Here is a 23,963-nt window from a genome sequence, read left to right as displayed (position 1 = left end):
CGATGGCTCCTTCACGTGTCGCGGCATCGGGGCCACGACCGGGTTTATCATTCGGGGGTGTAGGGAACGTATTCGACCACTTCCAGATCGAAACCGGAAATGGCGGAAAATTTGATCGGCGGGCTCAGCAGGCGCATTTTTCCAACACCAATATCCCGGAGAATCTGGGAGCCGGTACCAACCGTGAAGTAAACGCCGGAGCTTCCCTTGCCGGAGGAGCCCTTACCCTCATCAAAGAATTCCTGGATCCGGTCTTCCAGGTTATAGCTGTCCTCGGCGCTGTTCAGCAGGACGACCGCGCCCCGGCCTTCCTCTGCCACCTTTTCAAGGGCGTGATGCAGGGGCCAGCTGCGAGAATCCTTGCGGCGCGCACCGAGGAGGTCCCGAAGGGTGTCCGTGATATGGACCCGGACATAGACCGGTTCATCGGGAGAAATGTCTCCCATCAACATCGCCAGATGGGTGGCTCCCTGGATATTGTCACGGTATGTCCGAAGCTTGAACACGCCGTACTCGGTGTCGAGGTCGTTTTCTTCCACACACTCAACGGTTCGCTCGTTGATGGTGCGGTAGTGGATCAGATCGGCAATGGTGCCAATCTTCAGGTCGTGCTCTTCGGCGAATCGCTCCAGGTCTTCGCGGCGGGCCATAGAGCCGTCGTCATTCATGATCTCGCAGATCACGCCTGCCGGCTCGCAACCTGCCAGTGCGGCGAGGTCACAGGATGCTTCGGTGTGCCCCGCGCGGCTCAAAACACCGCCGGGATCAGACATCAACGGGAAAATATGGCCAGGCTGAACCAGATCACTGGCCTTTGCGTTGCGTGCTACCGCTGCCTGCACCGTGCGTGCACGGTCTGCCGCCGAGATGCCAGTGGTCACACCCACGGCAGCCTCAATCGAGAGGGTAAACTTGGTTCCGAAGCCGGAGGCGTTCTGCTGGACCATCAACGGCAAACCCAGTTGCTCGCAGCGATCCCGGGTCATCGGCATACAGATCAGGCCACGACCAAAACGAGCCATGAAATTGATGGCTTCGGCCGTGCAATGCTCAGCAGCCATCACGAGATCGCCCTCATTCTCGCGATCTTCGTCATCCATCAGTATGACCATCTTGCCCTGACGGATATCTTCAATGATGTCTTCAATGCTGTTCAGTGCCATATGGTTTTGCACCCTTGCGGCGCTCCGGCAAATAATTGCTGCCGGAACAACCTGAGTTTATGGATTACCGGCGGGTGAGGATCAGACGCTGATCCTCACCTACCTGACGTCGGTCCAGCACCTTCCATTGTACTTTATCTGCCATGGTCTCCAGCGGCAGATGTGCGGTCGGACGTCCCGTGCTGCCGAGGAAAACCGGCGCCTGATAGAGCCAGAGTTCGTCGACCAGATTTTCGTTAATAAAGGTGCCGGCCAGAGTGGGTCCCGCCTCCACCAGCAGCTCGTTGATTCCGAGCTCGCCGAGCGAGTCCAGCAGCTCGGCCAGGTCGATCCCGTTATCTTTCCAGGCGACACCGGTAAGGCTGATGCCCAGGGCCGCGAGGTCCTGGGCTGGCGCAGTGGCCAGCGTTGATGACGCACAGAACACCTGCACGTTACCGCCCTGGAGGATCTTCGCAGACGACGGTGTGCGCGCATCGCGGTCGGCAATCACCCGAAGCGGCTGCCTGGACGGCTCCGTCGCGTCACCAATATCCCCCAGTTCCTCGCGCCGGACCGTCAATGAGGGGTCGTCGGCGAGCACGGTTCCGACACCGGTCAGAATGGCATCACTGATCGCTCTAAGACGCTGGACATCCCGACGTGCCTCAGGACCGGTAATCCACTGGCTCTCGCCGGAAGCCATGGCGGTACGGCCATCAAGACTTGCCGCCATTTTGAGCCGCACCCAGGGTCGGCCGGTGTTCATGCGTTTCATGAAGCCCGGATTCAGGCGGGCAGCTTCTTCCGCCAGCAGGCCTTCAGTAACCCGGATTCCAGCTTCCCTGAGCATGTCCAGCCCACGGCCAGACACCGAGGGGTTCGGGTCCTTGGTTGCGGCGTAGACGTGGGCAACACCAGCATCAATCAGCGCCCTGGCGCAGGGCGGCGTCCGGCCAAAATGGCTGCACGGCTCCAGTGTTACATACGCTGTCGCACCCCGGGCATCCGGACCGGCCTGGCTCAGGGCACGGGTCTCGGCGTGGGCTTCTCCGGCACGCTCATGCCACCCCTCACCAAGAACCAGATCTCCCCGGGCAATGACACACCCAACCCGTGGATTAGGGTGGGTAGAGTACCGACCGCGCCACGCAAGCTGGACAGCCCGCGCCATCATGGCCCTGTCGCGGTTCTCGATCATGCCTTGCCTTTCGGGGCGTGGTTATCCGCCAGCGCTTTGGCAACATCCACGGCTGCCTCACCGTTGCTGGCCGACAACCTCTCGATCTCTTCCTTGAATTCGTTGATATCCTGAAAGCTGCGATATACCGAGGCGAAGCGGACATAGGCAACCTTGTCCAACTGGCGCAATTCGGTCATCACCTCTTCACCCAACTGCATGGACTTCACTTCCCGCTCTCCGGTCGCCCGCAACCGGTATTTGATCCGATTGAGAGCCGCATCAATCTGTTCAATGCTCACGGGGCGCTTTTCCAGCGCTTTCATCAGCCCGGCGCGCAGCTTTTCCTCATCAAACGGTTGTCGGGTACCATCCTGTTTGACCACCCTTGGCATCACCAACTCGGCAGATTCGAAGGTGGTAAAACGCTCCCGACAGGACAGACATTCCCTGCGGCGACGCACCTGATCACCCTCGGCCACCAGCCGGGAGTCAATCACCTTGGTATCTGCTTCACCACAGAAGGGACAATGCATAGTCAGGAGCTCCGAAGAGGAAGCCGGGCCGAAAAGTCGGCCCGGCAGGTCATGCCTGTAGTCTAGCTATAAAACGATTAGCCGTAGACAGGGAAACGGGCGCAGAGTGCACTTACCTGCTCACGAACCCGGCTGTTGACCGCCTCGTCGTCCAGGTTATCGAGGATGTCGCAGATCCAGCCAGCGAGGTCGCGACACTCGGACTCGCCGAAACCACGGGTGGTGATTGCCGGGGTGCCAATGCGAAGACCGGAGGTGACAAACGGAGACCGCGGATCATTGGGAACCGCGTTCTTGTTAACGGTGATGTGGGCACGACCCAGCGCCGCATCCGCATCTTTTCCGGTAATGTCCTGTTTGATGAGGCTGACCAGGAACAGATGGTTCCTGGTGCCACCGGAAACTACATCATAGCCACGATCCACAAACACCTGGGCCATGGCGGAGGCGTTCTTCACAACCTGCTGCTGGTAGGTCTTGAAATCGTCGCTCATGGCTTCCTTGAAGCACACCGCCTTCGCGGCAATCACGTGCATCAGCGGGCCACCCTGGCCGCCCGGGAATACCGCAGAGTTCAGCTTCTTCTGCAGATCAGCGTCATCGCAGGCCAGGATAAGACCACCACGGGGACCGCGAAGGGTCTTGTGAGTCGTGGTTGCAACAACGTGGGCATGGGGAACTGGATCCGGGTAAACGCCGGCGGCTACGAGACCCGCTACGTGGGCCATATCAACGAACAGATAGGCACCCACCTTGTCGGCAATCTCGCGGAAGCGGGCAAAATCCAGCTCCTGGGAGTAAGCGGAGAAGCCGGCGATGATCATTTTTGGCTTATGCTCGAGAGCCAGCGATTCGATCTCATCGTAGTCGAGAAGGCCGGTGTCGGTGTTAATACCGTACTGCACGGCATTGTAGATCTTGCCCGAGAAGTTGACACTGGCGCCGTGCGTGAGGTGTCCACCATGGGCGAGACTCATGCCCAGAACCGTATCACCGGGCTTGAGCAGGGCCATGAAGACAGCGGAGTTGGCCTGGGAGCCGGAATGTGGCTGGACGTTGGCATAGGCAGCACCAAACAGCTCCTTGGCACGCTCAATCGCCAGGTCTTCGGCAATATCCACGAACTCGCAGCCGCCATAGTAGCGCTTGCCCGGATAGCCTTCCGCGTACTTGTTGGTCAGCACGCTGCCCTGGGCTTCCATCACCCGGGGGCTGGTGTAGTTCTCGGACGCGATCAGCTCGATGTGAGCTTCCTGACGCTTCTCTTCCGCCTGCATGGCGTTCCAGAGTTCGTCGTCAAAGCCGGCGATTTTCATTTCACGATTAAACATGGATGCGCTGCCCCTGTGTGCTTGGCTGGCCCGGAGAGCTTTGGCGATCTCCGCAGGCTCCCTGAAAAATTGGGCCGCTATTCTATCTTACAAACGGGTGAAAAATCATCCTTTATACCGTCCGCAGATACCGGCATGCGGCCAACTCCGGTTTCTGCTCAATTGCTATCAAAGGTAGGTTTCGATACCTTACCGGATCAATAGCAATTAGCCCGAGCCGTCAGTTTCCGAATTCACGAACCTGTTATATCAAGAGGTGTACGCCAACATGGCCCAATACGTTTACACCATGAACCGCGTGGGCAAGGTGGTCCCGCCCAAGCGCGAGATCCTGAAGGACATTTCACTGAGCTTCTTCCCTGGCGCCAAAATCGGCGTTCTGGGTCTCAACGGTGCCGGTAAATCCACCCTGCTCCGCATTATGGCGGGCGTGGATCAGGATTACATCGGTGAAGCCCGCCCGCAGCCCGGCATCAACGTGGGCTACCTGCCCCAGGAGCCGGAGCTGGACGAAGAGAAAACCGTCAAGGAAATCGTCGACGAGGCGGTTTCCAGCGTCCACGACGCCCTGGCCGAACTGGACCAGGTGTACGCCGCCTACGCCGAACCGGATGCGGATTTTGATGCCCTGGCCAAGAAGCAGGGCGAGCTGGAAGCCTACATCCAGGCCACTGACGGCCACGATATCGAGCGCAAGATGGAAGTTGCCGCGGACGCCCTGCGTCTTCCGCCCTGGGATCAGAAAGTCAGCGTTCTTTCCGGTGGTGAGCGCCGCCGGGTAGCCCTCTGCCGCCTGCTGCTGTCCGGCCCGGACATGCTGCTGCTGGACGAGCCCACCAACCACCTGGATGCCGAATCCGTGGCCTGGCTCGAGCGCTTCCTGCACGACTACGAAGGCACCGTGGTCGCCATCACCCACGACCGCTACTTCCTCGACAACGTCGCCGGCTGGATCCTGGAACTGGACCGTGGCCACGGCATTCCGTTTGAAGGCAACTACAGCCAGTGGCTGGAGAACAAGGAAAAGCGCCTGGAGATGGAGTCCAAGCAGGAGGCTTCTCACCAGAAAGCCATCAAGCAGGAACTGGAGTGGGTACGCAGCAACGCCAAGGGCCGTCAGTCCAAGAGCAAGGCCCGTCTGGCCCGCTTTGAGGAGATGAGCTCCCAGGAATTCCAGAAGCGAAATGAAACCAACGAACTCTACATTCCGCCCGGACCACGGCTGGGCAACAAGGTGATCGAGGTGGACGGCATCAGCAAGTCCTTCGGTGACCGCCTGCTGTATGAAGGCGTGTCCTTCAGCGTACCGCCGGGTGCCATCGTGGGCATTATCGGTGGTAACGGCGCCGGTAAATCCACCCTGTTCAAGATGATTGCCGGTTTCGACAAGCCGGACTCCGGTGACATTACCGTCGGCGAAACCGTGGAACTGGCCTACGTGGACCAGATGCGGGACCTCGACGGCAGCAAAACCGTCTGGGAGGAACTCTCCGACGGCAATGACATCATCAAGGTTGGCAACTACGAGACGCCATCGCGGGCCTACGTTGGCCGCTTCAACTTCAAGGGCAGCGACCAGCAAAAGCGGGTTGGCGACCTGTCCGGCGGTGAGCGCAACCGCCTGCACCTGGCCAAGCTGCTGAAACAGGGCGGCAACGTGCTGCTGCTGGATGAGCCGACCAACGATCTGGACGTGGAAACCCTCCGGGCCCTGGAAGAAGCCCTGCTGAACTTCCCGGGCTCTGCCCTGGTGATCTCACACGATCGCTGGTTCCTCGACCGCGTAGCGAGCCATATTCTGGCGTTCGAAGATGATGGCGAAGTGGTGTACTTCGAAGGCAACTTCACCGAGTACGACGAGGACTTCAAGAAGCGCAAGGGTGATTCTGCGATGCAGCCGCAGCGCATGAAGTACAAGAAGCTGGCCTGATGGCGAAAACCAGAACCGCCTACGTCTGCACCGAATGCGGTGCAGACTATTCCAAATGGCAGGGCCAGTGCACGGCCTGCCAGGCCTGGAACACCATCAGCGAAGTCCGCGGCGTCAGCAGCAACAGCAAAGGCGCCCGCGGTGGCCGCTTTGCGGGCTTTGCCGGCAGCCTGTCCGAGGTCCAGAGCCTGGATGATGTCAGCCTGGCAGAGCAGCCCCGTATCAGCTCCGGCATGCAGGAGTTTGATCGGGTTCTGGGCGGAGGCCTCGTCGAGGGCTCGGCTGTTCTGATGGGCGGCCACCCGGGCGCGGGCAAGAGCACCCTTCTACTCCAGGCCGTCTGCCATCTGGCTGCCAGCGTCCCCGCTTTGTACGTCACCGGTGAGGAATCCCTCCAGCAGGTGGCCATGCGCGCCAAACGGCTCGGCCTTCCGACCAAAGACCTGAAGATGCTGTCTGAAACCAGTGTCGAACGAGTCATGCAGGTCGCCGAGGCAGAAAAACCCCGGATTCTGGTGGTAGACAGTATTCAGGTGATGCACATGGCAGATATCGAGTCCGCCCCCGGCAGTGTCTCTCAGGTACGCGAAAGCGCCGCCTACCTCACCCGTTTCGCCAAGCAGACGGGCACCATCCTGTTCCTGGTCGGCCATGTCACCAAAGACGGCAGCCTGGCCGGCCCGAAAGTCCTGGAACACATGATTGACTGCTCGATCCTGCTGGAAGGTTCCAGCGACAGTCGTTATCGAACGCTCCGTGGCATCAAGAACCGGTTCGGTGCGGTGAATGAGCTGGGCGTGTTCGCCATGCTGGAGCAGGGCCTGAAGGAAGTGAAGAACCCCAGCGCGATCTTCCTGAACCGCGGCGAAGACGCGGCCCCGGGAAGCGTGGTGATGGTGGTCTGGGAAGGTACCCGCCCCATGTTGGTAGAAATCCAGGCTCTGGTCGATATGGCTCAGGGCGGCTACCCGAGACGGGTCGCGGTTGGCCTTGATCAGAACCGGCTGGCCATGCTCCTTGCTGTATTGCACCGCCACGGCGGCATGCACGTGTCCGATCAGGACGTGTTCGTGAACGTGGTTGGCGGCGTAAAGGTCAACGAAACCAGCGCCGACCTGGCCCTGCTGGCCGCCATCGTCTCCTCCTTCCGCGACCGCGCCCTGCCCCAGGACCTGGTGATTTTCGGCGAAGTGGGCCTCTCTGGCGAAATCCGCCCGGTGCCCAGCGGCCAAGAACGCATCTATGAAGCCGCCAAGCACGGCTTTACCCGGGCCTTGGTGCCAAAATCCAATGCCCCGAGGAAGGCCATCGACGGCATGAAGGTGATTCCGGTGACCAAACTGAGTGATGCGCTCACTGCCCTCGAAGAGCTCTAGGCCCTCGTGGTTTTGAGCTCACGGAGTGGTTGGCAGGAGGGGCCGACTAATCAATCAGGTGGGCAAACTCTCTTTCCAAAAGGGCCTGATCACCAAGGTTCAATTCGACCAGACGTTTAAGATGCGTGGCACTATCAAGGTCAATGTACTGGCATTTGAAACCCAACCGGTGCGGCTCCACGTGCCGAAGCTCCACGGCCATGACGATTCCCGCCTCATGGTCGTTCAGGTGGACAATCACCTCACAGGGCTGTTTTAACGGCACCTGCCACCCCTCCGGCCGCTTTACCAGAACACCTTTCAGCGAAATATCCAGCACCTCCGTCGTCCATACGGACTCCTGGCAATGGAGCTCGCAAGGCGCATCGAATTCGATCCGGTGGAACCGGCGTTTTTCGGGGGTCTTGGTGGGCAACGGGTTACTCCTGTTTACCGGTCTTGTTTTACCTGACTATAGACCGGACAGGAGATTGCATCCAGAGGAGTTTTTAAGGGGGCCTCGGATGTCGGATTACGGCGCGCGTTGCGCGCCTAATCCGACCTACGGGACTTACCCATTCATCACATATATAGCGACCTAACCCAGAGTCAGATCAAGGCCGCCGAGCGGGCCCTTCCAAAAATGTCGGAGGCCAAGGATGGCCGAGGACAAGCGCACAGGGATGTGCTCGTAGCGGTTTTTTGGAAGGGCCCGTTCGGCGGCCGAAGGCACTTACTTAAAGGCTAGAAGAGAACGGACTCCAACACTCAGCGGTGATATTCCGGGCTTAATTCTACCACGGCCTCAATGAACGCCTTGGCATGCTCAGGATCCACATCCGGCGTAATGCCGTGACCAAGGTTGAAGATATGGCCGGAGCCGGAACCGAAGCGCCTCAGGATATCGGCCACTTCCTGGCGAATCCGCTCTGGCGGCGCATACAGCATGGCTGGGTCCATGTTGCCCTGGAGTGCCACACGGTCACCAATTCTGGCGCGGGCATTGCCGATATCGGTGGTCCAGTCCAGGCCAACGGCATCTGCACCGGAATCAGCAATGGTTTCCAGCCACTGGCCGCCGTTCTTGGTGAACAGAATCACCGGTACCCGGCGACCATCATTCTCGCGAATCAGACCGTCAACGATCTTCTTCATGTAGCGGAGCGAGAACTCTTCGTACGCCCAGCTGCTCAAAACGCCGCCCCAAGTATCGAAAATCTGTACAGCCTGGGCACCGGCCTTGATCTGGCCGTTGAGGTAATCAATGACCGCATCCGCCAGATGATCCAGCAAGCGGTGCATAACCTCCGGCTGACCGTACATGAGCTTCTTGGCCTCCCGAAAATCCTTGGAAGAGCCACCTTCAATCATGTAAGTCGCCAGGGTCCAGGGGCTGCCGGAGAAACCGATCAGGGGAACGCTGCCGTTCAGGGCACCCCTGATGGTAGAAACCGCGTTCATAACGTAGTCCAGATCCACCTCGGCGTTGATCTTCGGCAAAGCCGCAACATCGGCTTCGGAGCGGATCGTGTTCCGGAATTTCGGGCCTTCACCGGTCTCGAAGTACAGACCAAGACCCAGAGCGTCCGGAATCGTCAGGATGTCTGAAAACAGGATCGCCGCGTCCAGTGGGAAACGTTCCAGAGGCTGCAGAGTTACCTCGCAGGCCAACGGCGTGTTCTTGCACAAGCTGAGAAAGTCGCCGGCTTTTGCCCTGGTCGCACGGTACTCCGGCAGGTATCGCCCTGCCTGTCGCATCATCCAAACCGGTGTGCGGTCCACGGGCTGGCGCATCAGGGCGCGCAGGAAACGATCATTCTTCAGCTCGGTCATAGAAAATCCAGCGTGTTCTGTACAAAGGGGAAAATTGGATGGAGGCCATAATACCCGGTTTGCGGGAATAAAAAAGGGCGGCTTTCCCTTAGGAAACCGCCCTTCTCATCAGGATCAACCGTGCAATCAGATATCCAGGTAATCCATGATGCCTTCGGCAGCCTGACGGCCTTCCCAGATAGCGGTTACGACCAGATCCGAACCGCGGACCATGTCCCCGCCCGCAAAGATTTTCTCGTTGCTGGTCTGGAACATGAACTCTGCGCCTTCCGGAGCAGTTACCCGGCCCGAATCGTCGGTATTCACTTTCAGCTCATCGAACCAGTCGGCCGGGCTCGGACGGAAACCGAAGGCGACCAGAACCGCGTCCGCAGGAATAACCTCCTCGCTACCCGGGACCACTTCCGGACGGCGACGACCATTTTCGTCCGGATCGCCCAGACGGGTCTGAACCACCTTCACACCCTCAACCCGGTCTTCACCAATAATGGCGATGGGCTGACGATTGAAGAGGAACTTAACGCCCTCTTCCTTGGCGTTGGCCACTTCCCGGCGAGAACCCGGCATGTTGGCTTCGTCCCGGCGGTAGGCACAGGTGACGCTCTCGGCCTGCTGACGGATCGAGGTGCGGTTGCAGTCCATCGCCGTATCGCCGCCACCGAGGACAACAACCCGCTTGCCTTTCATGTCAATGAAGTCTGCTTCGTCTTTCTCGAAGCCGAGACGACGGTTGACGTTCGAAACGAGGAACGGCAGTGCATCGTACACGCCCGGCAGGTTCTCACCCGGGAAACCTCCCTTCATGTAGGTGTAGGTGCCCATGCCCATGAAAACGGCATCGTACTCGTCAATGATCTCCTGCAGCTGAACGTCCTTGCCCACCTCGGTAGACAGGCGGAATTCCACGCCCATCTCCTCGAACACCTTGCGGCGACGGGTCATAACGGATTTTTCCAGCTTGAACTCGGGAATGCCGAAGGTCAGCAGGCCACCGATTTCCGGATAGATATCGAATACAACCGGCTTGACGCCATTGCGAACCAGAACGTCCGCGCAGCCCAGACCCGCAGGCCCAGCGCCGATGACTGCAACCTTCTTGTCTGTCCACTTCACGGCGGACATATCCGGTTTCCAGCCCAGGGCAAAGGCGGTGTCGGTAATGTACTTCTCGACAGACCCGATGGTAACCGCACCGTACCCGTCGTTCAGCGTGCAGGCACCTTCACACAGGCGATCCTGCGGACAAACCCGGCCGCAAACTTCAGGCAGGGAGTTGGTCTGGTGACACAACTCGACGGCCCGCATGATATTGCCTTCGGAAACCAGCTTGAGCCAGTTCGGAATATAGTTGTGAACCGGGCACTTCCACTCGCAATAGGGGTTACCACACTCAAGACAGCGATGGGACTGGGACGCCGCGTTATCTGCTGTGAAGGGGTGGTAAATTTCACCAAACTCTTTCTTCCGCTTCTTGGCCGGGACCTTTTTCGGGTCGACACGTCCAACCTCGACAAACTGGAAGTCATTACTCAGTCGTTCTTTCATCTGGATGCTCTCATCAACTCGATTTCGACAAGGGCGGCAGCCAGGCTGCTCGCCCCAAACCCTCTCAGCCTCTTATTCCGGACGCGCCCGGGTGCTGGCCAGCAGACTGCGCAGATTCGCAGCCTTGGGTTTCACCAGCCAGAAGCGGCCAATGTAGTCGTCGAAATTCTCAAGAATGTGCTCTGCCCACTCACTGCCGGTTTCCGAGATGTGCTCCCGGATAACACCACGCAGGTGATTGCGGTAGGACTCCATGTCCTCGCTGGAAATCCGCTGAATTTCCACCAGCTCGTGGTTGTATTTGTCCACGAACGTGTTGTTGATATCCATGACGTAAGCAAAGCCACCGGTCATACCAGCACCGAAGTTGTGGCCAGTAGAGCCCAGCACCGTCACCAGACCACCGGTCATGTATTCACAGCAATGGTCTCCGGCGCCTTCCACAACGGCATGGGCACCGGAATTACGAACTGCAAATCGCTCACCCGCGGTTCCGGCAGCAAAGAGTTTGCCGCCGGTTGCGCCGTAGAGACAGGTATTGCCGACGATAGAGGTTTCCTGAGTCTTGAACGCGCTGCCGCGGGGCGGCTTCACAACCAGCTTGCCACCGGTCATGCCCTTACCGACGTAGTCGTTGGCATCCCCTTCAAGGATCAGGTTGAGACCACCCACGTTCCAGACACCAAAACTCTGGCCAGCGGTACCGGTCAGGTCCAGGGTGATCGGTGCATCCACCATACCCTGGTTACCATGGATCTGGGCGATTTCGCCAGAGAGGCGGGCGCCAATAGAGCGATCACAGTTGGTGACTCGATAGGACCACGCGCCTCCACTCTTCTCTTTGATCGCCGCAGCGGTATCCTGAACCATCTGTTCCGCGAGCCTGCCCTCATCAAACGGGTGATTCCGTTCGACCTGACAGGTCTGCGGCTTGTCTGCAGGAATATGGTCGTTAGACAGCAGGCGACTCAGATCCAGTTTCTTCTGACGTTCGGTATCACCGGGCAGGCGCTCCAGCAGGTCAACGCGACCCACAAGCTCTTCCAGGGTACGCACGCCCAGCTTGGCCATCCACTCCCGGGTCTCTTCGGCCACGAAGCGGAAGAAATTCATCGCCATTTCCACCGTGCCCTTGAAGTGCTCTTCACGGAGGTGGTCGTTCTGGGTAGCCACACCGGTCGCGCAGTTGTTCAGGTGACAGATACGCAGGTATTTGCAGCCCAGCGCCACCATCGGGGTGGTACCGAAACCGAAGCTCTCGGCACCAAGGATCGCGCCCTTTACCACGTCCAGACCTGTTTTCAGGCCGCCATCAGTCTGCAGGCGAATCTTGCCACGCAGGTCATTGGCTCGCAGCGCCTGCTGGGTTTCGGTAAGCCCCAGCTCCCAGGGAGAACCGGCGTAGCGGATCGACGTCAGCGGGCTCGCCGCTGTACCGCCATCGTACCCGGACACCGTGATCAGGTCGGCGTACGCCTTAGCCACACCTGCGGCAATCGTACCGACGCCGGGCTCAGAGACCAGCTTCACAGACACCAGAGCCTGCGGATTGACCTGTTTGAGGTCGAAAATCAGCTGGGCCAGATCCTCGATGGAATAGATATCGTGATGCGGCGGCGGTGAAATCAGCGTTACGCCCGGGACCGAATAACGCAGGCGGGCGATCAGTTCATTGACCTTGCCACCGGGCAACTGGCCGCCTTCGCCCGGCTTGGCACCTTGGGCCACCTTGATCTGCATGACATCCGCACTACGCAGATATTCGGCTGTAACGCCAAAACGTCCGGACGCGATCTGTTTGATTTTCGAGCGTTTTTCAGTGCCGTAGCGAGCGGGATCTTCACCGCCCTCGCCCGAATTGGACCGGCTGCCCAGGGTATTCATGGCCACCGCCAAGGCTTCATGGGCCTCGGGTGACAGGGCACCAAGTGACATCCCGGCCGAATCAAAGCGGGGGAAGATGTTTTCAACCGGCTCTACTTCCGAAATATCAATCGGCTTGATGTCTTTCCGGAGGACAAGAAGGTCACGGAGCGTCGCAACCGGACGCTCGTTAACCAGACCCGCGTATTCCTTGTAGTGGCCATAGTCGCCACTGGTTACCGCCTCCTGGAGCTTGCCGACCACATCCGGGTTGAAGGCATGGTACTCCTGGCCATGGACATACTTCAGAAGACCACCCTGAATGATGGGCTTGCGCGGTTTCCAGGCCACAGACGCCAGTTGCTCCTGATCCTGCTGGAAGTCGTAGAACCCGGCACCCTGAATTCGGCTGGGCACACCCTTGAAGCACAGGTCAACGACATCATCGGCCAGACCGACCGCCTCAAACAGCTGGGCGCCACGATAGGAAGTGATGGTGGAAATTCCCATCTTCGACAGTATCTTCAGCAACCCTTTGTTGATGCCCTTGCGGTAGTTATTCTTGGCATCAATCGGATCCATCAGCAGTTCGCCGGTACGGATCAGGTCGTTCAGAACCTGGTAAGCCAGGTACGGGTAGACCGCCGTTGCACCAAAACCGAAGAGCACGGCGAAATGATGAGGATCGCGAGCCCAACCGGTTTCAACAACGATGTTGGAATCGCAGCGCAGTCCTTTCTTCACCAGATGGTGGTGGACCGCACCGGTTGCCATCAGGGCATTGACCGGCAGTTCACCTTCCTTCAGATCTTTGTCGGTGAGGATCAGCAGCACCTTACCATCCCGGACGTCCTGTTCCGCTTCCTCACAAACCTGGCGAATCGCCTGCTCCAATCCCTGTTCCGGGCGGTAGCTCATGGAAATACGCGCGACTTCGAAGCCCGGGCGCTCATTGTTGGCAATCTTGAGGAACTTGGCAGGCGACAGAACCGGTGTTGTCAGAATAATGCGGTCTGCGTGATCGGCGGTTTCCTCGAATACGTTACGCTCGGCACCCAGACAGGTCTCCAGGGACATGACAATCGACTCACGCAACGGGTCAATCGCCGGGTTGGTCACCTGGGCGAACTTCTGACGGAAGTAGTCCGCCACGTGGCGTACCTTGCTCGAGAGCACGGCCATCGGGGTATCGTCGCCCATGGATCCAACCGCTTCCTGGCCGTTCTCCGCAAGCGGACGCAGTACCTGGTCACGCTCTTCGAAAGAGACCATGAACATCTTCTGGTGCACCAGAAGCTCGCCGGAATCCATCAGCCTGAAATCCGGGGTATCCTGATTCAGAGTGGTCTCGACGCGGAGAGCGTTTTCCCGCAGCCAGCGCTTGTAGGGCTGAGCGGTCTTGAGACGCTGATCAATGTCCTTGGTGTGCAGGACTTCACCGGACTCTGTGTCGATCGCCAGCATCTGACCCGGTCCGACACGGCCTTTGGCTACCACATCGTCCGGCTGATAACCGTAAGTTCCGATCTCTGAGGCCAGCGTGATGAAATCATCCTTGGTCATGACCCACCGGGCCGGGCGCAGACCATTCCGGTCGAGCATACAGACGGCATAGCGGCCGTCCGACATGACCAGACCGGCAGGACCATCCCAGGGCTCCATGTGCATGGAGTTGTACTCGTAAAACGCACGCAGCTCTGAATCCATGCTGTCGACATTCTGCCAGGCTGGCGGAATCATCATGCGGACCGCGCGGAACAGGTCAACACCGCCGGCAAGCAGCACTTCCAGCATGTTGTCCATGCTTGAGGAGTCAGAACCGGTGAGGTTCACCAGAGGCTGCAGGGTCTGCAGATCTGGCAATTCCGGAGAGCTGAACTTGGCGGCCCGGGCGATGGCCCAGTTACGGTTGCCGTCGATGGTGTTGATCTCACCGTTGTGAGCCAGATACCGGAACGGCTGGGCCAGCGGCCAGCGTGGCATGGTGTTGGTGGAGAACCGCTGATGGAAAACACAGATGGCGGTCTCGAGATCGGGGTCACCCAGATCCTTGTAGAAGTTGGCCAGATCTGCCGGCATCATCAGGCCTTTATAGGCCAGGGTGCGGTGTGACAGGCTACAGATGTAGAACTCGGGATCGTCGGCCATATCGCTTTCGGCGTGGCGACGGCCCACGAACAGACTGATCGCAAAATCACGCTCCGCCTTGCCACCAGGCACCACGAAGACCTGCTCGATACGGGGCAGGCAATCAAGCGCCATAGGACCGAGACAGCTGTCATCGACTGGCACTTCGCGCCAGCCGAGAATCTCCAGGCCCTGCTCGGTCAACCGTTTCTCGATGGCCGCACGACCAGCCGAGGCCTTGGCTTCGTCGGGGTTCAGGAAGACCTGGCCGACAGCAAAAAGATCACCCGGCTCCTTACCAAACGATGCCTTGGCGGCTTTTTTCAGAAAGCCATCCGGGCTCTGGATCAGAAGGCCACAACCATCGCCGGTCTTTCCGTCTGCAGCGATACCACCTCGGTGGGTCATGCAGGTCAGAGACTCGATGGCAGTTTGCAACAACTTGTGGCTGGCCTCGCCCTTCATGTGGGCAATCAGACCGAATCCGCAGTTGTCCCTGAATTCATCGGGATGATACAAACCTGTCATCATAAGCGTTCTCTCGCGTAGAAATGCTTTTCAATCAAAGAGTTAATTGGCGCACAGCCAAACAACCACCCTTCGACACTGAAAATGGGGGCTGGCTATTTTACACACGTAGAAATACGTACTCAAATCGGCGTGACGTTATTGTGGGAAGCCGAAACCGGGATTACCAGTCGACAAGGTTATGGAACAACGAGTTAGCGCCGAAACAGCGGCGCTATAAATTGTCGACCGGACGCACCCAGGGTGACCTGGAAGCCAGCTCCTCTGGCAAACCAGCTGCCGCGGCATTTGCCGCCTCCCGGGTAGGAAACTCCCCATAGAATACCATAAACCAGGGCTGGCCTTGCCTTTCCCCGCGGGTGTAGACCAGATCACCAAGCTGTGAATAGCGGGAAATAACGTTCAGAGCAGTCTGTTCGAGATTGCCGGCCACCAGTTGAATGGTCCAGCCTCCACGCGCCCGAACCTGATCAATCGCCGAAAAATACGCCGGGTTTGCTGGAGTGAAGCCCGGCGCGGCCTCTGGCTCTGGCTCTGGCTCTGGCTCTGGCTCTGGCTCTGGCTCTGGCTCTGGCTCTGGCTCTGGCTCTGGCTCTGGCTCTGGCTCTGGCTCTGGCTGGTCAGCTTCCGGCTCGGTTACCGGCTCTGTCAATACCGTTTCAGGCTCCACGGCAGGCTGGTCCTGCGACGGCTCTTCCGGGGATGGCACTGAATTCTCTGTTTCAGGCCCAATGGTTATACTCTTTCTCACCGGCTCCGGTGCTTTTACAGTCTCGCCGGCCACGGATTCATCATACTGGCGCGACACAAACCACCAGGAGCCCGCAAGGAGCACAAGGGCCAGCCCGGGCAAAAGGAACCGCTTCCACGGAACGTGCTTAGGGCGATCGACACTCCGCGAGGCCACCATGTCCAGCCAAACGCCCGGAGTCACACGCTTGAGTCGCGCAAAGCTACCCTGGCTCAGGGCGTGAATTTTGGAGACCCGGGCCGGACTCAGAAGTTCCCCTGCCTTGCCGCCGGCAGCGTGAACCCGTGGTTCCAGATAGGCAACGATTTCATCCCTGGTGAGAGGCCGCAGATGTATCTGGTGGACACTTGTGCTCGCATCATCCAGGCCCATCGACTGGACCAGGCTATCCGTTCCGGCAAACACCGGAACGGCAGAAGAGCCACGCTCTGAAGCCAGATAGGCGGACAGGATAAGCCTTAGCAACTCCGTCGGCGCCCGGTCGGCATCGTCAATCAAAAGGACCATACGCTGGCCCTTTCGGACCCGCGATTCAGACCACTTGAAAAAGCCATAAACCAGGTCTCGGGGGCTGTCTTCCGGGCCGAGATTTGAGCGGGAAACCGCTTTCAGGTCCCGGGCAAGGGCCTGGGCGCTGGTCAGCGCTGCCGCCGGTATACGGTGAAAGTCGAGTCTGGATGATTCGCTGCGGACCAGCTCCGCCAGTATTCGGGTTTTGCCCGAGCCAGCAGCTCCGGTCAATAACAGAGCCATATCACCGAAGCCGCATAGATGGCGCAACGCTTCCAGAGCGTGATGACGCATGGCATCCGGAAAGAACGGCGTCTCCATTTCCAGCGGGTTGGCACGGAGGCTGTAGCGCTGCTGCAACCTGGGGAACAGGCCTCCGCCATCAAGACTGTTCAAGCTTTCTTCAGTCACGGGTCTTCCTTGTCTTCTGGTCCGCTACCAAATCATTGATGCCTTCGGGCCGTCATCATGTCGAGCTGCAAAAACGTGCAAAGGTGAGAGCAAGGTTTTCAGGACTCGCTTCGGCTGTGACCACGGCGTCTCCAACCGACCGAAGCAGGACCAGCCTCAAAAGGCCATCCACGTTCTTCTTGTCGACAGCCATCAGCCCCATAAAGTCATCGGCCGTCATTGCAACCGGGGGCTTATCCGGTAAACCGGCCCGGAGGATCAGTCGGTTTATACGATCACAATCGTCACGGCTGATCATCCCTTCAAGCGCGGATAATTCGGCGGCCATCAGCATACCGGTGCCTACTGCTTCCCCGTGCAGCCAGTTGCCGTAACCGGCATAGGTTTCGATCGCGTGGCCGAAGGTGTGACCAAGATTCAGGATCGCCCTGAGGCCACCTTCGCGCTCGTCGAGTGCAACAATTTCGGCCTTGCAAGCGCAGGACCTGAAGATGGCTTCTGCCAGCGCCTCCGGATCAAGACTGACCAATGCATCCATATGCTCTTCAAGCCAGCCAAGAAAGCCCTGATCCCGGATCAGCCCATATTTGATAACTTCCGCCAGCCCCGCTGACACCTCTCTTGCGGGCAAAGTCTGTAGACTTGCCGTGTCTATCAACACCGCTTGCGGCTGATGGAAAGCCCCAACCATGTTCTTGCCAAGCGGGTGATTAATGCCAGTTTTGCCACCGACAGAAGAGTCGACCTGGGAAAGCAGCGTCGTTGGAATCTGGATGAACGGTACACCACGTTGATAACAGGCTGCTGCAAAACCAGCCATATCCCCGACCACACCTCCACCGAGGGCAACCAGAAGGGTTTTTCGGGTGTGGCGATGTTCAAGGAGACCGTCAAAGATGCTGTTAAGAGTCTGCCAATCCTTGAACCTCTCGCCATCCGGAAGTACGACGGTATCAACCCGCTTCCCCGGAAAGCTGGCTTTCGCCCGCTCAAGATAGAGTGGTGCCACAGTCTCATTGGTAACGATCATGACCTGCGCCCCGGAAACAAAAGCTGACAGATCCTGAGTGCCGAGAAGCCCCTCACCGATAAATATGGGGTAGCTGCGTTCACCGAGCTCTACCGAGAGCTCCCGATACCGATTAGACATGGTTGCGACCTTCCTTACGTATCTGCCTTTTGTGACGCGGCGTTTTCGGGTTCAGCCGATTGACCAGCTGACGCACCACCAGCCGGGGACTCTTTCTGTCCGTGAACATGATGATGTCCGCGAGACCTGAATACAGCGGATCGCGGATTGAGAAAAGTTTCCGCAAGACCGCCTCAGGGTCGTCGTTCTGTAGCAAAGGCCGATTGCGGTCCTTGCGTGTACGCTCTACCTGCTGCTCTATGGATGTTTTCAGATAGATGACCGTTGCATCTCTCTTGAGAATCGGGTGGTTTTCCTGGCGCATCACAGCTCCGCCACCAGTAGCCAGCACGGTTCGGTCCTCGTGGGACAGCTCGTCCAGCATGGCTGTTTCCCGCAAACGGAATCCATCCTCGCCCTCAACATCAAAAATCCACGGAATGTTAGCCCCGCACCGCTCTTCAATGATTCGATCAGAATCAAGAAAACGATAGCCGAGCTCTTTGGCGAGCATCCGGCCAATCGTGCTTTTACCTGCTCCCATGGGGCCAACCAGGACAACGCGTTTCGGCAAAGACATAACTTCCGCTCAGTTTTGTTCAGGCGGGTGAGAATATCACAGGGCCCGTGCTTGCATAAGTTCAGGACCCGTATCGGGCCAATTTCGGACACAAAAAAGCCGCCGGTTTCAAGCGGCGGCTTTTTTACTGCACAGATTAACGAAGCAGATCGTTCTTGATGATCTTCGGCGTAATGAAGATCAACAGCTCGCTGCGCTCGTCAATGTGTTCGGTGCGCTTGAAGATACGCCCCAGGTAAGGGATATCGCCCAGGAATGGGGTCTTGGTGGTCTGGGTCGCCACTTCCGACTGGAAGATACCGCCAAGAACCACTGTCTCGCCATTGCCGACCAGAACCTGTGTGGTGACTTCATTGGTGTTGATGGACGGGATACCTGCAGTTACCTCGCCTCGGGAGTCCTGATTGACCACCAGGTCCATGATGATCTTGTCATCTGGTGTAATCTGCGGCGTGACCTCGAGCGAGAGCACGGCTTCCTTGAATGAAACAGACGTCGCACCGCTTGAGGACGCTTCCTGATAAGGGATCTCCTCACCAGACTTGATCGACGCCGTCTGGCGATCGGCAGTTACAACGCGTGGCTGGGAGACCACTTCAGCCTGACCATCGCTCTCAAGGGCCGAGAGTTCAAGATCCACCAGGAAGTCGTCGCTGCCCCAACCGATTGCGAAGGAGGACGCTCCGTCACCACTCACTCCCAGATCTACCGCAAGTGCGCCGGGGAAAGACGTCTGGAAAGATCCCGGAGTCGCGGCGGAATCACGGGCATCTTGCACGCCATCAAGACCACCGCCGACCGAAAAGATGTTGTCTCCGCTAATGTCATATGCTGCGCCACCCCAGCGAACACCAAGGTTCTCAGCTACGTTGGTCTGGGCACGCACAATCCGGGCCTCAATAGAGACCTGCCGTACCGGCACATCCCATGTAGAGACCAGGCGGCGGATTTCATCAAGCTTTTCTGCAGTCTCACGAACACTGATGGTGTTGGTGCGGACATCCGAGGAAACGAAACCGCGATCAGAGATCAGTTCTTCGTCCTCTTGAATCAACCCAACGATATCGGCTGCCTTTGCGTAATTTACCTGAATAATATCCAGGCGAACCGGTGCCAATTCGGCGATCTGCTTGTTGGTCTCGAGCTCCAGCTTCTCCCTAGCTGCAATTTCATCGGCAGGGGCTACCAGCAACACATTACCGATCTGACGCTTATCAAGACCTTTGGTCTTCAGGATCAGATCAAGCGCCTGATCCCAGGGTACATTCTGAAGTCGCAGAGTGATGCTGCCACCTACGGTGTCACTGGCCACCAGATTCAGTCCGGTGAAGTCGGCGATCAACTGGAGCACCGAGCGCACTTCGATATCCTGGAAATTCAGGGACAGCTTGTCGCCGGTATACGGGAACTTCTCTTCCCGGCGGGATTCCGCTTCTTCCTGACTCAGCTCCTCGACACTGACGGTAAACTGAGTGCCAGACTGGTAAGCGATGTAGTCGTAGTTGCCCTGAGGGCTGATCTCAACAACGGCATTGCCATCTTCCACAAAGGTGTCAATGCGAGTAACCGGCGTGGCGAAATCCGTCACGTCGAGCCGGCGCCGCAGATCTGCAGGCACCGCAATACCATTCATCGTAAGACGGATTTTGCCGGAACGCTCTGTCAGGTCGACTGGCGTGCTGGAGCTGCCAAGATCCACAAGCACACGGCCTTCGCCGTCTTTGCCACGACGGAAATCGACGCCGGCAAGAGTATTAGATGGTGCCGCGTTGGTTGTTCCACTGCTCTGTGAAGAGGAGGTTGAGGCGCTGGCAACAACTCCCTCAGACTGCCCACCAATCGTCATGACCAGGGAGTTACCAGAACGAACTGTGTCATAGGGCACCAGCTCGACAAGGTTGAAAATCAACCGTGTTCGATCCTTGGTTTCGACCACGGTCATGCTCTGGGCATTACCCGACCCCAGAGGCACGCTTCGGCTATCAAGACCACTGGTCGTATCCCGAAGATCCACCGCGATCCGAGCGGGGCGCTCAATGGTGTAACCGGAGGGTTCCGGTGGCGCCCCATCAAATTGCAGTGTCACCTCAAGCCGCTCGCCCGGTAGCGACGAAAACGACACGTCTTCCAGCGTGACCGCGTTGGCCAGGCCGGATAACAACCCAAAAGCAATCACGCTGACGTATACATTGAGTTTTCTGAACATCGCTAGCCTCGACCCTAAACTTTTTTGTACGTGCATGTTTCTTTCAACTTTCATCCAGCCGCTCCTTAGCCTGCGCCCTCTTCCAGGGTCAGGGAGCGAGGACGCTCTACCCAGCCACCCCGGCCATTGGGAACGATTTCAATGAGCTCGATACGGGTTTCACTAACGCCCACAATGCGACCGTAGTTCTGCCCCATGTAATTTCCCGTGCGGACTCGATGGATCCCGCCGGTATCGTCTTCAATCAGAGCAAACAGATTACCCGATGCACCCTGAAGCGTGCCGACCATTTGAAGTGCTTTCAGGTCAAAATTCTCGAGAACCTCTCTGGGACGATCCAGATCCGGCTCCACATCACTGATCGGCTGTTCGTCCACCATAGTGAGCTGGACATCAATCGGCGGCTCAAAGGGCGCCCGACGATCTGCCGCTGAGTAACTGAAAGCTTCGTACGCCTTGAACTCCGGCAAGGGCTCAACATACCCTCTCGGTTTTGCCCGCGTCTCGGCCATGAACTGATCAAGATCTGAAAATCCGCTGCCCTGGGAGCATGCTGTCAGGAGAGACACCAGACACACACCCAGCCAGGCTTTTACCGCATGCTTTCCTGTCATGCTCATTCTCCAGCCCGGTAGCGGTAAGTACGAGCCAAAACCTGCATATCAAGCCGGTCCGCATCTCCGCCAGTTGGTTTTATCGTCAAGTCGTGTAGCGTTACGATCCGTGGAAGGCTGGCAACGCTGCTGACAAATGATGCCAGCTCATGGTAAGAACCGGACACCCGAATATTGATTGGCAGCTCGGAATAGAAGTCCCGACGCTGTTCCGGTTGCAGCTTCACTTCCTGAAGTGCCAAACCACTACCCAAAGCCGTATTCGTAATGTCTTCAAGCAATCCTGGCACTTCGGTCTCACTTGGCAGCTGTCTTACCAGGGCGCCAAAGGTTTCTTCCATTTCCGCCATCTGGGCCTTGAAAACCTCAAGGTTTGCAACCTGATAGGCTTTCTCTTCATAAGTTTTCCGGAGTTCCTGCTCGGTGCGCTCTACACGCTCAAGTTGAGCATACTGATCCTTGATAAAGAACCAGTAACCACCTCCGGCAATCAGCCCGAAGATAATCAGAACTACGATGAACTTGATTGGAGCAGGCCAGATACCCGCGTTATTGACATCAAGGTCGTTGATATCAAATTCATTGAGACTTTTCAGAGAGTCCGCGAGGCTCATTACTTATCCTCCCCTTCGGGCTCGGGCGTTTTCTGTTTAACCGAGAGATTGAACTGGCTGTAACCGGCCCGGCGACTATCAGCTGCAGAGACATTCGAGAGGTTGGGATCCGTGAACCATTCGGAGTCCTCGAACTGGCGCATAAGCGTGGAAACCCGACTGTTAGACTCCGCCATCCCTACAATATCAACGCGCTCGCCGGTTCGCTTGAGATCGGTGTAGAACAAGCCATCGGGCAATGTCCGCACCAGTTCGTCGAAGACGCGCACGATCACGGGTCGCTTGCCCTGGAGATCCTGAATAACCTGCATTCTGGCAAGGAGCTCATCCCGCTTGCGCTTGAGGTTTTCGATCTCCTTGATCTGCTGGTCCAGCTTTTTGGTGGCGGTCTCGATGTAGGCGTTGCGGGATTGCTGGTAGGCAATCCGGCTATCCATATCGGTTTTCCAGAGGAAGACCAGGCCGCCAGCAATAATCGCAGCGCCCAGAATCATGACCACGAACTGTTTCTGTTTCTCGGCGCGAAGCTCCTCGCGCCATGGTCGTAGGTTAATCTTTGCCATCAGTCGAAGCTCCTCATTGCCAGGCCGCAGGCAATCATCAGGGAAGGCGCATCATTACTCAGTGCCGACGCGTTCACCTTTGAACCTACCGCCATATCTGCAAAAGGATTCGCGACCATGGTCGGCGTTCCCGTTTTTTCTTCGACCATTTCAGTGAGCCCCTGAATCGAGGCCGTGCCTCCGGCCAGAACCACGTAATCGACGGCATTGTATTGACTGGCACCAAAGAAGAACTGAAGCGCGCGGGCAACCTGCTGCACGACAGCCTCGCGGAACGGCGTAAGCACTTCTGACTCGTAATCGTCAGGCAGTCCGCCCTGCTTTTTCGCAAGACCGGCTTCCTCGAGCGACAAACCGTATCGGCGCTGGATTTCCTCGGTCAGCTGTTTGCCACCGAAAATCTGCTCTCGCGTGTAAACGGTCTTGCCACCGGCCAGAACACTCAGCGTGGTCATGGTCGCGCCAATGTCCACGATCGCTACCACCAGCTCCTCTCCCTGAGAGTCCAGCTGAGGCTCGATCAGTGCATAGGCACGCTCAAGGGCATAGGCTTCAACGTCAACCACCTTGGTAGTCAGTGAAGCTATCTCGAGTGCATCCTCGCGAATGTCGACGTTTTCCTTCCGGCAAGCAGCCAGAAGCACATCCACCTGGTCGGGGTTGTTCTCGGAAGGTCCCTGAACCTCGAAGTCGATCGCCACTTCATCCAGCGGGTATGGAATATATTGATCGGCCTCAAGGGCAATCTGATCTTCCATCTCGAATTCGTTCAGGCCGCCATCCATCTGGATAAGCTTGGTAATAACCGCAGAACCAGAGACCGCAACAGCCACCTGTTTGACACCAGAACGGGACTTGGAAGCTACGCGCTTCATTACCTCGCCCACAGCTTCTACGTCCGTAATGTTCTTTTCCACCACGGCATTGGCCGGCAAAGGCTCCACCGCGTAGCTTTCGACCTTATAACGGTCGCCCTGCTTCGATAGCTCCAGAAGTTTGACCGAGCTGGAGCTTATATCCACGCCCAGCACTGCACTGGATTTCTTTCCTAATCCAAACACGCGCTCACCCTATACCTGGTTAGATGCACCCGGTTACGTAACTTATGTGTTTTTTATTTAAGAGAATTTCTTCACCATTCCGTCTACAATGCGTGTTCTTCTTTAGTTGAGAACTATTGCAGCGGTGAAGCACCTCTTCCATCCTAAAGCAATT

General features: G+C 57.7%; 18 protein-coding genes. 2 read left to right on the top strand and 16 right to left on the bottom strand.

Annotation, left to right across the window (positions count from 1 at the left end):
• Nucleotides 1-47 precede the first annotated feature (47 nt).
• From ribBA to glyA, 4 genes are all read right to left on the bottom strand, one after another.
• Nucleotides 48-1,163 carry a bifunctional 3,4-dihydroxy-2-butanone-4-phosphate synthase/GTP cyclohydrolase II gene (gene ribBA / locus MDHKLMBL_RS17740; RefSeq protein ID WP_104271700.1) on the bottom strand — a complete coding sequence of 372 codons (1,116 nt, stop codon included), beginning with the start codon at nucleotides 1,161-1,163 and terminating at the stop codon, nucleotides 48-50.
• Between the two features lie 64 nt (nucleotides 1,164-1,227).
• Nucleotides 1,228-2,343 (bottom strand): bifunctional diaminohydroxyphosphoribosylaminopyrimidine deaminase/5-amino-6-(5-phosphoribosylamino)uracil reductase RibD, encoded by a 1,116-nt coding sequence (gene ribD, locus MDHKLMBL_RS17735; RefSeq protein ID WP_014576043.1) that lies wholly within the window; start codon nucleotides 2,341-2,343, stop codon nucleotides 1,228-1,230.
• Complete coding sequence (nrdR, locus tag MDHKLMBL_RS17730) at nucleotides 2,340-2,858, bottom strand: transcriptional regulator NrdR (protein ID WP_008170769.1); 519 nt, start codon at nucleotides 2,856-2,858, stop codon at nucleotides 2,340-2,342. Before nrdR ends, ribD begins: the two co-directional genes overlap by 4 nt.
• Before the next feature lie 77 nt (nucleotides 2,859-2,935).
• Nucleotides 2,936-4,189: a serine hydroxymethyltransferase gene (glyA, locus tag MDHKLMBL_RS17725; protein ID WP_104271697.1), complete on the bottom strand. Its 1,254-nt coding sequence runs from the start codon at nucleotides 4,187-4,189 to the stop codon at nucleotides 2,936-2,938.
• A 268-nt stretch (nucleotides 4,190-4,457) separates the two neighbouring features.
• Between glyA and ettA the strand changes: the two genes are divergently transcribed.
• Together ettA and radA are read left to right on the top strand one after the other, a co-directional pair.
• A complete protein-coding gene (gene ettA, locus MDHKLMBL_RS17720) occupies nucleotides 4,458-6,119 on the top strand; it encodes an energy-dependent translational throttle protein EttA (protein ID WP_104271694.1) in 1,662 nt (553 codons plus the stop codon).
• Nucleotides 6,119-7,495, top strand: a complete 1,377-nt coding sequence (radA, locus tag MDHKLMBL_RS17715; RefSeq protein ID WP_104271691.1) for a DNA repair protein RadA — start codon at nucleotides 6,119-6,121, stop codon at nucleotides 7,493-7,495. The genes ettA and radA overlap by 1 nt, the downstream gene beginning before the upstream one ends.
• Nucleotides 7,496-7,541: 46 nt before the next feature.
• Here the strand turns inward: radA and MDHKLMBL_RS17710 are convergent, their stop codons facing one another.
• From MDHKLMBL_RS17710 to MDHKLMBL_RS17655, 12 genes are all read right to left on the bottom strand, one after another.
• Nucleotides 7,542-7,910 carry a PilZ domain-containing protein gene (locus MDHKLMBL_RS17710; RefSeq protein ID WP_104271688.1) on the bottom strand — a complete coding sequence of 123 codons (369 nt, stop codon included), beginning with the start codon at nucleotides 7,908-7,910 and terminating at the stop codon, nucleotides 7,542-7,544.
• Nucleotides 7,911-8,242: 332 nt separating this feature from the next.
• Nucleotides 8,243-9,307 carry a uroporphyrinogen decarboxylase gene (gene hemE, locus MDHKLMBL_RS17705; RefSeq protein WP_104271685.1) on the bottom strand — a complete coding sequence of 355 codons (1,065 nt, stop codon included), beginning with the start codon at nucleotides 9,305-9,307 and terminating at the stop codon, nucleotides 8,243-8,245.
• 126 nt (nucleotides 9,308-9,433) lie between these two features.
• Entirely contained in the window at nucleotides 9,434-10,852 is a 1,419-nt protein-coding gene (locus MDHKLMBL_RS17700) for an FAD-dependent oxidoreductase (RefSeq protein WP_008170781.1), read from the bottom strand.
• Nucleotides 10,853-10,924: 72 nt separating this feature from the next.
• Complete coding sequence (gltB, locus tag MDHKLMBL_RS17695; RefSeq protein ID WP_104271682.1) at nucleotides 10,925-15,373, bottom strand: glutamate synthase large subunit; 4,449 nt, start codon at nucleotides 15,371-15,373, stop codon at nucleotides 10,925-10,927.
• A 211-nt stretch (nucleotides 15,374-15,584) separates the two neighbouring features.
• Entirely contained in the window at nucleotides 15,585-17,042 is a 1,458-nt protein-coding gene (locus tag MDHKLMBL_RS17690) for an SPOR domain-containing protein (protein WP_104271679.1), read from the bottom strand.
• A gap of 55 nt (nucleotides 17,043-17,097) precedes the next feature.
• Nucleotides 17,098-18,192, bottom strand: a complete 1,095-nt coding sequence (aroB, locus tag MDHKLMBL_RS17685) for a 3-dehydroquinate synthase (RefSeq protein WP_008170788.1) — start codon at nucleotides 18,190-18,192, stop codon at nucleotides 17,098-17,100.
• Nucleotides 18,185-18,751, bottom strand: coding sequence for a shikimate kinase AroK (gene aroK / locus MDHKLMBL_RS17680; RefSeq protein WP_008170790.1), 567 nt, complete (start codon nucleotides 18,749-18,751; stop codon nucleotides 18,185-18,187). The genes aroB and aroK overlap by 8 nt, the downstream gene beginning before the upstream one ends.
• A 136-nt stretch (nucleotides 18,752-18,887) precedes the next feature.
• The gene (locus tag MDHKLMBL_RS17675; protein WP_199185529.1) at nucleotides 18,888-20,957 is read right to left on the bottom strand and encodes a type IV pilus secretin PilQ; all 2,070 of its coding nucleotides are present in this window, start codon (nucleotides 20,955-20,957) and stop codon (nucleotides 18,888-18,890) included.
• A 65-nt stretch (nucleotides 20,958-21,022) separates the two neighbouring features.
• Nucleotides 21,023-21,571, bottom strand: a complete 549-nt coding sequence (locus tag MDHKLMBL_RS17670; RefSeq protein WP_008170793.1) for a pilus assembly protein PilP — start codon at nucleotides 21,569-21,571, stop codon at nucleotides 21,023-21,025.
• A gap of 2 nt (nucleotides 21,572-21,573) precedes the next feature.
• Complete coding sequence (locus MDHKLMBL_RS17665) at nucleotides 21,574-22,185, bottom strand: type IV pilus inner membrane component PilO (protein WP_008170795.1); 612 nt, start codon at nucleotides 22,183-22,185, stop codon at nucleotides 21,574-21,576.
• Nucleotides 22,185-22,748 (bottom strand): PilN domain-containing protein, encoded by a 564-nt coding sequence (locus MDHKLMBL_RS17660; RefSeq protein WP_053114373.1) that lies wholly within the window; start codon nucleotides 22,746-22,748, stop codon nucleotides 22,185-22,187. The genes MDHKLMBL_RS17665 and MDHKLMBL_RS17660 overlap by 1 nt, the downstream gene beginning before the upstream one ends.
• The gene (locus MDHKLMBL_RS17655) at nucleotides 22,748-23,809 is read right to left on the bottom strand and encodes a pilus assembly protein PilM (protein WP_062786515.1); all 1,062 of its coding nucleotides are present in this window, start codon (nucleotides 23,807-23,809) and stop codon (nucleotides 22,748-22,750) included. The genes MDHKLMBL_RS17660 and MDHKLMBL_RS17655 overlap by 1 nt, the downstream gene beginning before the upstream one ends.
• Nucleotides 23,810-23,963: the final 154 nt, after the last annotated feature.

The organism is Marinobacter flavimaris (assembly GCF_002933295.1).
Classification (GTDB): domain Bacteria; phylum Pseudomonadota; class Gammaproteobacteria; order Pseudomonadales; family Oleiphilaceae; genus Marinobacter; species Marinobacter flavimaris.
The sequence above is the reverse complement of the archived record's forward strand: the minus strand, read 5'-3'. Positions and strand labels throughout refer to the sequence as shown.

Excerpts from the sequence above, each read along its gene's own strand:
- ribBA (WP_104271700.1), bottom strand. The coding sequence starts at position 1,163 with ATGGCACTGAACAGCATTGAAGACATCATTGAAGATATCCGTCAGGGC.
- ribD (WP_014576043.1), bottom strand. The coding sequence starts at position 2,343 with ATGATCGAGAACCGCGACAGGGCCATGATGGCGCGGGCTGTCCAGCTT.
- nrdR (WP_008170769.1), bottom strand. The coding sequence starts at position 2,858 with ATGCATTGTCCCTTCTGTGGTGAAGCAGATACCAAGGTGATTGACTCC.
- glyA (WP_104271697.1), bottom strand. The coding sequence starts at position 4,189 with ATGTTTAATCGTGAAATGAAAATCGCCGGCTTTGACGACGAACTCTGG.
- ettA (WP_104271694.1), top strand. The coding sequence starts at position 4,458 with ATGGCCCAATACGTTTACACCATGAACCGCGTGGGCAAGGTGGTCCCG.
- radA (WP_104271691.1), top strand. The coding sequence starts at position 6,119 with ATGGCGAAAACCAGAACCGCCTACGTCTGCACCGAATGCGGTGCAGAC.
- hemE (WP_104271685.1), bottom strand. The coding sequence starts at position 9,307 with ATGACCGAGCTGAAGAATGATCGTTTCCTGCGCGCCCTGATGCGCCAG.
- MDHKLMBL_RS17700 (WP_008170781.1), bottom strand. The coding sequence starts at position 10,852 with ATGAAAGAACGACTGAGTAATGACTTCCAGTTTGTCGAGGTTGGACGT.
- gltB (WP_104271682.1), bottom strand. The coding sequence starts at position 15,373 with ATGATGACAGGTTTGTATCATCCCGATGAATTCAGGGACAACTGCGGA.
- aroB (WP_008170788.1), bottom strand. The coding sequence starts at position 18,192 with ATGTCTAATCGGTATCGGGAGCTCTCGGTAGAGCTCGGTGAACGCAGC.
- aroK (WP_008170790.1), bottom strand. The coding sequence starts at position 18,751 with ATGTCTTTGCCGAAACGCGTTGTCCTGGTTGGCCCCATGGGAGCAGGT.
- MDHKLMBL_RS17675 (WP_199185529.1), bottom strand. The coding sequence starts at position 20,957 with ATGTTCAGAAAACTCAATGTATACGTCAGCGTGATTGCTTTTGGGTTG.
- MDHKLMBL_RS17670 (WP_008170793.1), bottom strand. The coding sequence starts at position 21,571 with ATGACAGGAAAGCATGCGGTAAAAGCCTGGCTGGGTGTGTGTCTGGTG.
- MDHKLMBL_RS17665 (WP_008170795.1), bottom strand. The coding sequence starts at position 22,185 with ATGAGCCTCGCGGACTCTCTGAAAAGTCTCAATGAATTTGATATCAAC.
- MDHKLMBL_RS17660 (WP_053114373.1), bottom strand. The coding sequence starts at position 22,748 with ATGGCAAAGATTAACCTACGACCATGGCGCGAGGAGCTTCGCGCCGAG.